This window comes from Pseudoalteromonas sp. G4, from assembly GCF_028875915.1.
In the GTDB taxonomy this organism is placed as follows: Bacteria; Pseudomonadota; Gammaproteobacteria; order Enterobacterales; family Alteromonadaceae; genus Pseudoalteromonas.
Map to the genome: position 1 here is coordinate 1 of NZ_JAPEHW010000111.1, position 10426 is coordinate 10426.

11 protein-coding genes are annotated in these 10426 nt (G+C 39.8%); 7 read left to right on the forward strand and 4 right to left on the reverse strand.

Features of this window, described 5'->3' with window-relative positions:
- Positions 1-356 precede the first annotated feature (356 nt).
- Positions 357-1022, forward strand: coding sequence for an SDR family oxidoreductase (locus ON073_RS19290; RefSeq protein WP_274763509.1), 666 nt, complete (start codon positions 357-359; stop codon positions 1020-1022).
- A 7-nt stretch (positions 1023-1029) separates the two neighbouring features.
- Here ON073_RS19290 and ON073_RS19295 read toward each other — a convergent pair whose 3' ends face one another.
- Together ON073_RS19295 and ON073_RS19300 are read right to left on the reverse strand one after the other, a co-directional pair.
- Positions 1030-2829: a M48 family metallopeptidase gene (locus tag ON073_RS19295; RefSeq protein ID WP_274763510.1), complete on the reverse strand. Its 1800-nt coding sequence runs from the start codon at positions 2827-2829 to the stop codon at positions 1030-1032.
- Positions 2830-2913: 84 nt separating this feature from the next.
- Positions 2914-3528 (reverse strand): LemA family protein, encoded by a 615-nt coding sequence (locus tag ON073_RS19300; protein WP_274763511.1) that lies wholly within the window; start codon positions 3526-3528, stop codon positions 2914-2916.
- A gap of 113 nt (positions 3529-3641) precedes the next feature.
- Between ON073_RS19300 and ON073_RS19305 the strand changes: the two genes are divergently transcribed.
- The 4 genes from ON073_RS19305 (at position 3642) to ON073_RS19320 (ending at position 7626) form a co-directional block, all read left to right on the forward strand.
- Complete coding sequence (locus ON073_RS19305) at positions 3642-4019, forward strand: hypothetical protein (protein WP_274763512.1); 378 nt, start codon at positions 3642-3644, stop codon at positions 4017-4019.
- Positions 4020-6350, forward strand: coding sequence for a fatty acid cis/trans isomerase (locus ON073_RS19310; RefSeq protein WP_274763513.1), 2331 nt, complete (start codon positions 4020-4022; stop codon positions 6348-6350).
- Between the two features lie 106 nt (positions 6351-6456).
- Positions 6457-6957 (forward strand): hypothetical protein, encoded by a 501-nt coding sequence (locus ON073_RS19315; RefSeq protein WP_274763514.1) that lies wholly within the window; start codon positions 6457-6459, stop codon positions 6955-6957.
- Positions 6958-7005: 48 nt separating this feature from the next.
- Positions 7006-7626, forward strand: coding sequence for a dUTP diphosphatase (locus ON073_RS19320; RefSeq protein ID WP_274763515.1), 621 nt, complete (start codon positions 7006-7008; stop codon positions 7624-7626).
- A gap of 49 nt (positions 7627-7675) precedes the next feature.
- On the opposite strand, the gene ON073_RS19325 is transcribed toward ON073_RS19320, so the two are convergent.
- Together ON073_RS19325 and yrfG are read right to left on the reverse strand one after the other, a co-directional pair.
- Positions 7676-7987, reverse strand: coding sequence for a c-type cytochrome (locus ON073_RS19325; RefSeq protein WP_274763516.1), 312 nt, complete (start codon positions 7985-7987; stop codon positions 7676-7678).
- 195 nt (positions 7988-8182) lie between these two features.
- The gene (gene yrfG, locus ON073_RS19330; RefSeq protein WP_274763517.1) at positions 8183-8839 is read right to left on the reverse strand and encodes a GMP/IMP nucleotidase; all 657 of its coding nucleotides are present in this window, start codon (positions 8837-8839) and stop codon (positions 8183-8185) included.
- A 60-nt stretch (positions 8840-8899) separates the two neighbouring features.
- Here yrfG and nudE point away from each other — a divergent pair, with 60 nt between their 5' ends.
- Both nudE and cysQ read left to right on the forward strand, forming a co-directional pair.
- Positions 8900-9454, forward strand: a complete 555-nt coding sequence (gene nudE, locus ON073_RS19335) for an ADP compounds hydrolase NudE (RefSeq protein WP_274763518.1) — start codon at positions 8900-8902, stop codon at positions 9452-9454.
- Between the two features lie 22 nt (positions 9455-9476).
- On the forward strand, positions 9477-10268 hold the full coding sequence (gene cysQ / locus ON073_RS19340) for a 3'(2'),5'-bisphosphate nucleotidase CysQ (RefSeq protein WP_274763519.1): 792 nt from the start codon (positions 9477-9479) through the stop codon (positions 10266-10268).
- Positions 10269-10426: the final 158 nt, after the last annotated feature.

The window sequence follows — 10426 nt, forward strand, 5'->3', positions numbered from 1 at the left end:
AGATACCATTTCTATAGGGTCTGTTGATCTTTGTAGCTCAATTTTTGTTTTTTTGAGCGTGTTTTTATCGCGGCGCTCGATGTGTAGCCTAGTAATCTAAGCAAATATCGAGCAACAACGAGAAAAGCGCGCTTAAAAGAACCGTTCGGCAGCGTTTGATTGGCTTTTCTACTGTGTTGCCCCGCAGGGATGTGGGGTAAGGTGACTTTGCAGGAGCACAAAGTCTTTGTCGGCTGACTTACATAGAATACTATGCCACGCAGCCTCTGCCTTGTATAAAACCCAATCAAACTGCTGCAAAAAGGAACTAAAAAGTTCAACAGACCCTTCATCTTTTTTTATTGGGAAATAGGTTTATGTCAAAACATGTTGTGGTTACAGGGGCAAATCGAGGAATTGGACTCGCCTTTGTAAAACAGTATATTTCTGAAGGCTTTAAAGTAACGGCTGTTGTTCGAAAAGCCAGTGATGAACTAATTGCAACTGGTGCAAACGTGATTAGCGATATTGATGTTGCGAATGCGGATGATACTGAAACGTTAAAAAATGCGTTAGCTGGCCAGCAGATTGATATTTTAATTAATAATGCCGGTGTATTTAAAAATGAAAGTCTAGCCGATATGGACTTTGCAAGTCTTGAAGAGCAAATCAATGTTAATGCCATTGCGCCTATTCGTGTGACACATGCACTACAAGGTAATTTAGGTGCTGGCAGTAAAGTAGCAATGATCACAAGCCGAATGGGATCAATCGCAGACAATGGTTCCGGTGCATATATTGGCTATCGCATGTCAAAAGCGGCACTCAATGCTGCTAGCAAAAGTATCGCAATTGAACTTGCTGCGCGTGATATTAGCTTAGCAATTTTGCATCCAGGTTTTGTACAAACTGCCATGGTTGGTTTTGCAGGGGATATTTCGCCAGAGAAGGCGGCAAGTCGCTTAATTGACCGAATTAACGAACTTAACCTCAGTAATACAGGTACGTTCTGGCATTCAAATGGTGAGGTTTTACCTTGGTAGCCATTATTTAGTCTGTAATAGGGCTCGGCAAATCAAGTAGTAGCGCAAAGCTGTATAACAAGGTTTGCTCAGCCTCATTTATTTCATTATCCCAGTTTGCTGCAAATTCAATTGCTTGCAAAAATGCATTGCGATTTTTCACTGGTAAGCTAATCAAGGCAGCTAACATTTGATGTGCATATTGACTATCAAACTGCGTAAAAGGCAGAAGAGTTAGCCCTTTCATATTGAATTGTTGGCATGTGGCAGTAAAAGCATTTTGCTGCTCTTTAGCGTCATTGTGACCAATCACAGCAATTAAACTAACAAAATAACGCCAAGCTTGGATTAGCTGCTTTGTATTACGGGTTTTCAACAATAATTTACTTTTGGCACGAGTGGTTTGCATTAAGATGATTTCTAGATAAAGCCAAACTAACAACGGATGGTTAAGTGGTTGATTTATCTGAATGTTTTCTACCATTAATATTATTTGCCAACATAGTTGAGCTAGTTCATCTTTTTGCTTTGCTGGTAAGCAATCTATGCTAGGGGCTGCAAGCTCAATAAGTTCAAAGCGCTGTTTATCACATAGCTTTGCCAGCTCAGTCTCAGCATTGTCTAAGGTGAAAGCATCTACATACTGTGATGAAAGTAAATAACTCAGTTGGTTGCTGCGAATATCAAACTCATCGCTTAGCAAAAGCATCGGTATTAACGTAAAACACGAATATGGATCATGCACCAGTAGCGATAATTTAGCTGATAAATGAGCTGTATTTGCGCGCACTGTTGGTTTTATTATAGGTGTCGTATTTTCGCTTAAGTATTCACGTGTTGCAGTGAGTTGCATTGCTTGGTAATTGGCAACATTGGTGCTTTCTTTAAAGCCATTTTTAGGAGCTTTAAAGCTAGGTTGAAGCTTTTGAATTCGATTAATAATTGGTGGGTGAGTTGAGAAAGAGCTGACCCATGGCGTTCTTGTTTGATTAAAAAACAAATGACTATATTGATGATAATGTGCGTTTCGGTGCGGTAAGCGTAACCCCGCCGCAACTTTTAACGCATTAGCGAGCGCTTCTGGGTTACGATTAAATTGGCAGGCATTAGCGTCAGCTAAGTATTCCCGCCTACGACAGATGGCCGCTTTAATAAAATCCGCGAGCAAAGTGCCAATATAGCCATAACTAATCAATGCGATAGCTGCGACAAGTTCAAAGCCTGATGAATTGTTTCTTCCGCGCTTAGATGCTGCGGCGTGCTCTAAAATCCACTCACCTAGTAAGCCAATGAAACTAATTGCAAATGTTGCGGCAACCAAGCGGTTATTTAATTTTATGTCGCCATTCACTATATGGCTGAATTCATGGGCAACCACAGCCTGAAGTTCATCACGGGTGAGTTTCTCAAGTGCGCCGCGCGTTACCGAAATAACCGCGTTATGGTTGGTGTGTCCTGCTGCAAATGCATTTACTTGGCTTTGATGCAATTGAATATAGACCCTAGGCACAGTTGTGCGAGCCGCAATTGCCATCTCCTCAACAACATTGAGCAGTTGCTTTTCCAGTGGATGAAAGGTGTTGGGCTGTACACGTGTTGCACCTAATTGTTTGGCAATTTGCGCACCACCAATGCGCAGTTGTCGGTATTTATAAATACCTGTAATTGCAATTAAACTGAATGTAATAACTACTGAAGGAAGATGCCATTGGTATGGGTTTTGTTCACGGAAAACATCCCAACCGCGATATAAAATAAGATTAAGGTTGCTTGCGATACGGGCATCAAAAATAAGGCCAAAAAACCACTGAGCTATAACAACAATCATTATCACAGCAAGGCAAAAAAGGCATACCAATAATGCACTGGCACGCCTATTTTCAGCTTGTTGCTGAAAGAAGTTTTTCATCAGTTAGAGTTGTACGCTTGGTGCTTGACGATACTCTGATTGTGCTAGTTCTAACATGCTGGCGTCGTCTTTATGGCCAAATTTTGCTGCCACCAGATTATTTGGAAAACTTTGCTTGTAAGTGTTGTATTGCATCACTTCATCATTATAAGCCTGCCGAGCAAAAGCAATTTTATTCTCTGTTGAAACAAGCTCTTCATGTAAATTTTTAACTGTCTCATTAGCTTTTAATTCAGGGTAATCTTCAATCGTTACCTGTAGCCCCGATAGTGCTTGCGTTAGCATATTTTCAGCACTCGCTAATTGTTTGATAAGAGAGCCATTACTAGGTGCTTGTTTTGCTTGCTCTAAACAACTTAACGCGGCATTGCGGGCCTCTATTACTTGTTTTAGGGTTGCATGTTCATGGTCAAGATAGGCTTTGCAGGTATTTACAAGGTTAGGAATTAAGTCGTGGCGACGATGTAACTGCACATCAATTTGTGCAAATGCGTTTACAACAAAATTTCTGTATTTCACTAAAGTATTAAAAATAACAATAATGAAAACCGCAGCAATCGCTAGTACAAGTAACAAAATACCAAGCGTTGTGAAGAAGTTATCAATTACACTGGTCATAAACCTTCCTTGAGAAGTGTCTCTAAATTGTCAACACAATGGCGAAAATCGTCAAAAAATTCAACTATTTTGCTATTATAGCGATAAATGCCCTATTAATTTCGAGAGTCTTAATGGAACACGATAACTTAGCAACGGAAAGTGTAGACATTCCCGTATTTTTTCTAGCCCCTGATGCACCAATTTCTGAAGATGCAGAACCAGCATTTTTTGTTTCAATGGCCCTAACTGAAATGGTGATGGCTGAGATGTGCCAGAAGATTAATGATGATGAAACACATACTGTTTTTCTGAGTGATTACGCTTTGCTTGATGTAAATGTCGCATGGCAATCAGCGGTTGAGCAAATAGAATCGGTGCAATTACACTTAAAAAAAGGGCCGCAATTAGCTGTTATGATCTGCACTGACAATCGTGAGCAGTTTATATCGCCATGGCTTGAGTTTGCGCCTGAATTCGATTTAGGCCTTGATGACGAGGACGTTGAATAAATGAAAAAGTTCGTTGTTTTATTTTTAATTTTGGTGGTGTCAGGTTGTACTGTTATGGCGGTTAATAACTGGCAGCAAAAATATGGTTCGCCTGAAGTAAAACAACGAATTGTTGATAGCCGAACAGATCAAGGTCGGTTTTATCATGATGCAGTTAAGCCCGTATTAGAAAGTCGCTGTGTTGTTTGTCATGGTTGTTATGATGCGCCTTGTCAGTTAAAGCTAACATCACCCGCGGGTATTGACCGCGGTATCAGCAAACAATTGGTGTACGATGGCACGCGCTTAGTAGCGGCAACGCCGCACCGCTTATTTGTTGATGCACAGTCAACCTCAGAGTGGCGTGATCTTGGCTTTTCGCCAGTATTAAACGAATATCCAGAGTCACCAGAAAATAACCTTGCCGCGAGCGTGCTTTACAACAGCCTACTGGTCAAAAAATCAAATCCGCTCCCGCAGGTTGCTCAGCTCGGCAATGAATATGACTTTTCGCTAGACCGCTCGGCCAATTGTGCGAGCATCGAAAATTACCGAGAAACCGTCGCAAAACAACCTAATTTAGGCATGCCTTATGGCTTTCCAGCTATTAGTGAGAGTGAGTTTAACGTGTTGCAGCATTGGCTAATGCAAGGTGCGAAAATGGCAATCTTAGCAGCTGTTGATGAATATACTCACCAGCAGGTAAAAAAGTGGGAAGCCTTTTTAAATCAAGACTCAGTTAAACATCAATTGATGTCGCGCTATATTTATGAGCATTGGTTTTTAACCAATATCTATTTTACAAAAGCAAATGACGTCACTTACTACAAACTTGTTCGCTCAAAAACCCCCCCAGGTGAACCTATTGAGGTTATTGCGACACGCCGTCCGTTTGATGACCCTAAAGTAAAACGAGTTTATTACCGTTTAGAGCGTAATCAAGCCAGTATTTTAGCTAAAAATCATATTCCGCTTGCACTTGATAACAAAGAGTTAGCAAGGTTGCATCAGCTATTCCTTGAATCAGATTATGAGGTTGCTAAATTACCGGGTTATCAGGTGGAAGTTGCTTCTAACCCATTTAAGAGCTTTGCTCAAATTCCTACTGAAGTGAAGTACCAATTTTTATTGGATCATGCACAAACTATCATCATGGGCTTTATTAAGGGGCCTGTTTGTCGTGGGCAAGTAGCTTTAAATGTGATTAATGATCACTTTTGGGTTACATTTGTTGACCCTAAACGCATTGGTAATGCTAACTTAGATGTGTTTTTTAATCAGGTTGAAGACTATCTGGCAATGCCTGCAGAGCAGCAAAGCAATGCCTTACCCATTAGCAGTTGGGTGAAGTATGCGCGATTACAAGCGAAGTTCCTTGAGCATAAAAATGCCAAAATGAATACCGCTTTTGCTGGTGGAAAAGGGCTAGATATGTCGCTGTTTTGGCAAGGCGAAGGGCATAATGATAATGCAGCACTGACCATTTTCAGACATTTTGATAGTGCTACCGTTGTAAAAGGGTTGGTTGGGCAAGCGCCAAAAACCATGTGGGTATTAGATTATAGTTTGTTTGAACGCATACATTATTTGTTGGTGGCTGGGTTTGATGTTTACGGTAATGTTGGTCATCAACTTATCACACGTTTGTATATGGATTTTTTACGCATGGAAGGCGAGCAAAACTTTTTAGCTTTTTTACCGCCAGAAGAACGCAAAAAGCTAAGTACGCAATGGTATCGTGAAGCGCCAAAAAGTTTGGTCGAGCATTTAAAATCAAATGAACAATTTAGCCAACCTACTGGGGTTGAGTTTAGCTCGAATGATCTACAAGCGGAGCTTTATAGCAAAATAAAACAGCATTTAGCGGCTGTTTTAAATCCTCGCTATAAGCTTGAAGATGATGCTATCAGCCAAGCATTAAATCAGCTTAACCAATTGCCTAATTTAGCAGTGCAACAGCTAGCACAAGTTTCGTTTATTTTGGTTAACAATGGCAAAGAGCATCAAAGCTATAGCTTGCTTCATCATAATGCCCATTTAAATATTTCGAGTTTATTGAACGAAGGTGCCCAGCGTACACCAAAAGAAGACACCGCAAGTTTAGTGAATGGCTTTATTGGTGATTATCCAGCTGTTTTGTTCTATTTGGAAAAAGAGCAAGTAGATGAATTTGTAAGAAAATTACATAAAATCACTTCTGAAAAAGACTATATCGCTCTTAAAAATGAGTTTGCGATTAGACGTACAGACCCTGCCTTTTGGCATTATAGTGATATTCTGCATAAAACTGCTAAACAAGATTTAACAGTTGAATATGGAATCTTTGATTACAATCGTTTTGAGAACAAATAGTTAATGGTTTTACCTTTGTGAAATTGATGTAAACAACATGCTAACACTTGATTTGTCCCTAAATAATTTGGCAAAATCTGATAATTCGTTCTAGTTGAGAATAACAATGAAAATTTTACTAGCGATATGCATTCTTGTATTTCCGCTTTTTGCACAAGCCGATAAAGTCCAGCGTAAATGCTATAGCTCAGATGGTACTGTAAAGTTCACAACTCGCCGCTGCGCAGCTGGTGAGCGAGAAGAAATTGTGACTAGTGGTCAATCACTTATACAGTTTGCTCAAAAGGCAAGCAATAATGTTGGTGGCCTTAATAGTGGATTCGATAACACAGATCTTACTTATTTCTTAAAGCAAAATTACTCTCAAACCGCCTGGAGTGAGAACATCGTTCGTAGCTACTTAGAACCACAAGAGGCAGTAGTCGTTGTTGATACATTTCGTATTTATAAGCTTGAAGAAATTTGCCAAGCAACGATGAATTGGATTGACCAATATCCACATTCACGCTTCGACTTATCGTCTATGCGCCTTGAGTTTAATACAGGTGAAACCTTCGATGCACGCTATGTTAAAAAGTCGCAATGTGATTTTGAACTGAGACAATAACGCGGGCTTTTTGATACACTACGGCCAATTTAATTTTAGAGAAAGATAATGTCTGCTAATGTGAATAAAATCTGCACTATGCTTGAAATGCAAAATGCAATGAATACTAAAGTGCATGCTGAATGGTTTAATCAAGGTTTTGAATGGTACCGTGCTATTTGGGTTGAATGTGCTGAAATGCTAGATCACTACGGTTGGAAGTGGTGGAAAAAGCAAACACCAGACACTGAGCAAGTTATTCTTGAGTTAGTCGATATCTTTCACTTTGGCTTATCGCTTCGCATTGATGGCAAAACTAGCTATCAAGAAATTGCAGAACAACTGACAGCTGAGCTTGAAAAGCCAACTCAAGCTGATGATTTTAAGCAAACACTAGAGCTATTAGCTGCAAGTGCGGTGGCTAATAAAACCTTTGATGCTGCAGCATTTGCTGGTTGTATGGCGCAAATCGGTATGAATATTGATGATTTATATCGTGGTTATGTAGGTAAAAATACCCTGAATTTCTTCCGCCAAGATCACGGCTACAAAGATGGTAGCTACATTAAAGTATGGCATGGGCAAGAAGATAACGAGCACTTAGTTGAGGTGGTAAAATCACTGGATATTAACCAAGCTAACTTTGCTGATTTAGTGTATCAAGGCTTAAAAGAGCGTTACCCGGCTTAATTGATTTTGGTAATTTATAAAGGTCGCAAATGCGGCCTTTTTTGATCTATTAATGTGATTTTGAGGTAATGTATTCGGCTATTTTGGCTGCTTCCTGTTTACTCATTGATTTAAACACCGGCATTTTACTATTGTTTTCTCCTTGCTTCATTTTGTGAACTAATTGCCACTCAACTAAGCCTGTTCCAATATTGGCAGGAATTCCTTTTAAGAAGTTCCCATTGCCATTTTTGTGATGGCAACCAGCACAATGATAATCAAATAGCTGTTGCCCTGATTCTAGGGAGGGGTGATTATGGGCATCATCATTACAGGCAACTATCATCAATAATAGAAATATATACATGCCAATTTTTGTCACTTGAATCACCACCAAACGTTAATAATTAATGAGTCTTAGTTGGCAAAAGTAGTTTCATAATCCAAATTAATTGAAAAATGCTAATTCCTTTTTGAAACAGCAAAATTGCCTCAATTTAGGGAACACTCGTTAGAGAAAATCCCCTACATTGAAAACTTATGTCTCAATACCAAAACTGTCAAATTATCACTTGTTTTAAGCAATAGGCAAAAGGGTGCGGTAATCTTCTACAGATAAGTAGCTAGGCAAGGTTCTAGCTTCTTTAGTGGAATCAGGGTTTGCAACTGCTAGCAAATGTTTAATACCATACAGCTTGGCTGCGTCTAATACAGCAAGGCTATCATCGACAAATAACGTTCTTTCTTTATCAAAGCCAAGTTTTTGCTCAACCTGCTGCCATAAGCTTTGTGACTCTTTACTAACGCCAAATTCGTGAGTAGATATTAGTGCATCTAAGTGCACATCAAATGCTGTTTGTTCAATTTTTAATGACAGACTGTCAGGGTGAGCATTGGTGAGTAAGATTAATGTTTTGCCAGCTTTTTTTAGTGCTTGTAAGAATTCAGGCACATCTTCGCGAACTGTAATAAGGTGTTTGATTTCTTGCTTGAGTTCAAGAATGGGTAAGTCGAGCTCTTGTTGCCAGTAATCTAGGCAGTACCACTCTATTTGCCCTTCTACTTTTTGATATTTTTTAGATAATGCTTCAAACGCTTGCTCTTTTGTTATGCCATGCTTTTCAGCAAGCTTTTGTGGGATTAACTCAAGCCAGTAGTGATTATCAAAATGAAGGTCTAATAAAGTGCCATCCATATCAAATAAAATGGTGTCAATTTCATGCCAATTTAACATAGGTTTTTTAGTTTAAACGTTTTATTATAAATCTAAACTGTAGTTTAACAGAGTTTGAAGATGGCCGAGATAAAAGGATTAACCCCACCCGAAATAACGCAAGTAACCGAGGTTTCTCACAGTAAACTATTTACAGTTGAGTCACTTGATTTGACTTTTTCAAATGGTGTGAAAAGGCAATATGAGCGAATTAAAGGTGGAGGCCGTGGTGCAGTGCTTGTAGTTCCCGTTGATGGAGATGGCAACTTAATTTTAGTTCGAGAATATTGTGCTGGCACGCATGATTATCAGTTAGGTTTCCCAAAAGGTCTAATTGATCCTGGTGAAACGCCAGTGCAAGCTGGTAATCGTGAACTAAAAGAAGAAGCCGGATTTGGTGCAAAACAACTTGCTGAACTAAAGTTAGTGTCGTTAGCTCCCAGTTATTTTAATGCCAAAATGCATATTCTATTAGCACAGGAACTTTACCCTGAAAAATTAGAGGGTGATGAGCCTGAACCCTTAGAAGTCGTAAAGTGGCCTTTAAGTGAATGGCAATCATTATTACAACAAACTGATTTTACAGAAGCACGCAGCGTTGCAGCTTTGTTATTAGCGAAGCAGCACTTATCTTAATTTAGATTAACAGTAGTAACGAATGAAAGAATTTATAGAGCCTTGTATTCAAATTGCACAGCGAGCGGGTGATGCTATTTTAGAAGTGTACCATCAGGACGACATTGAGCTGTGTGAAAAATCGGATAACACACCTGTTACAAAAGCTGACTTAGCTGCTAATGAAGTATTGCTAGCAGGTCTCAAAGCACTTTCCCCTGATATACCGATTATGTCTGAGGAAACGCCGATTCCTTCATTAGAACAGCGCGAAAACTGGGAGCGTTATTGGCTGCTAGATCCGCTTGATGGCACGGGAGAGTTTGTGCTTAAAAGCGGTGATTTTGCCGTTAATATTGCCCTTGTTGAAAACAACAAACCGGTATTTGGTGTGATTTTCTGGCCTACAGAAGGTATTACCTATTGGGCGATGGCTGATTTGGGGGCTTTTAAGCGAGAAAATGGTGAAGATACAAAAATAAAGGTGCAGCGACAGTCACAATTAAAGTTGGCTGTAAGCCGTAGGCAGAATATTGCAACGGTAAGCCAATACATTGATCATGAGTTTGACACCTTGCCGTTGGGTTCGTGTTCACTAAAAGCGTGCGCAATTGCAGAAGGACGTGCTGATGCCTTTATGCGAATAGGTCCAACTGGTGAGTGGGATACTGGTGCTTCACAAATTATTGTAGAAATGGCCGGTGGTAAGCTTTTTGATGCTGAATTTAATCCGATTACCTATAATCAACGTGAAACTACTGAAAACCCTGACTTTATTATTACGGGTGATCAAAGCTATCCATGGCATGAAATGATTAAACCGCATAAGCGTTGATTGTAATTTGAGCAGTTGAACGTGTTTTATCAGAAAACACTTGCATAACTGTAATAAATCTATATTATAGCGCCTCACTTAAGCAGCAAAGCTTAAGAATACAGGCGCGGGATGGAGCAGCCTGGTAGCTCGTCGGGCTCATAACCCGAAGGTCGTCG